The organism is Bacillus sanguinis, assembly GCF_018332475.1.
GTDB classification, from domain to species: Bacteria; Bacillota; Bacilli; order Bacillales; family Bacillaceae_G; genus Bacillus_A; species Bacillus_A sanguinis.
In genome coordinates this window covers 1-570 of the sequence record NZ_BOQB01000657.1, presented here as the reverse complement: position 1 = coordinate 570, position 570 = coordinate 1, and the positions used below count along the sequence as shown (strand labels likewise).

Annotated in this window: 1 pseudogene; it reads right to left on the bottom strand. The window is 30.9% G+C overall.

Features of this window, described 5'->3' with window-relative positions:
• Positions 1 to 366, bottom strand: a pseudogene (locus KI369_RS29080) (iron-uptake system-binding protein); the annotation flags it as partial.
• Positions 367 to 570: the final 204 nt, after the last annotated feature.

The following is a 570-nucleotide window of genomic DNA, read 5'->3' as shown; positions in this document are numbered from 1 at the left end:
TGGTTTTAATTGAAGTAATGTTTCAAAATTTGGTTCCATTTTCTCACCAACAGATTTCGCACCTTCTAAATCTTTCTCAAGATACTTCGGTAATTTACCACCAACAGTAATGGCACCAACTGGTTTAATTCCAAGTACTGCTGCATCTTCCATTGACTCTAAACTAGCTGTCGCAATTTTATCTACTTTTGCTGGCACTGTATATTCTTTACCTAAATATGTAATTTTTCTTTTTTCATCTTTTTTCGTCTCACTAGCCTTTGTCTGTTGTGTTTTTTCTCCTGAAGTTTTATCCGCACTATTACATGCTGCTAGTCCTACACTTAAAACTGTTACCATCCCTAATGTAAATAACTTCTTATTCATCTTTATATATCTCCTTTCGAATTTTCAAACAATATTCTCAATAAAATTTAACTATATGAAACTTGTCTTACATATATATTTCATTAGATTAATAATTCTATCCAGAACTCATTCTCGTTCACTTCCTCTAAGCTATAATTCTTTTATACCTCATCCATTGATAACCTTTTTCACTGATAATGATTATCGTTACTAAGTATATAT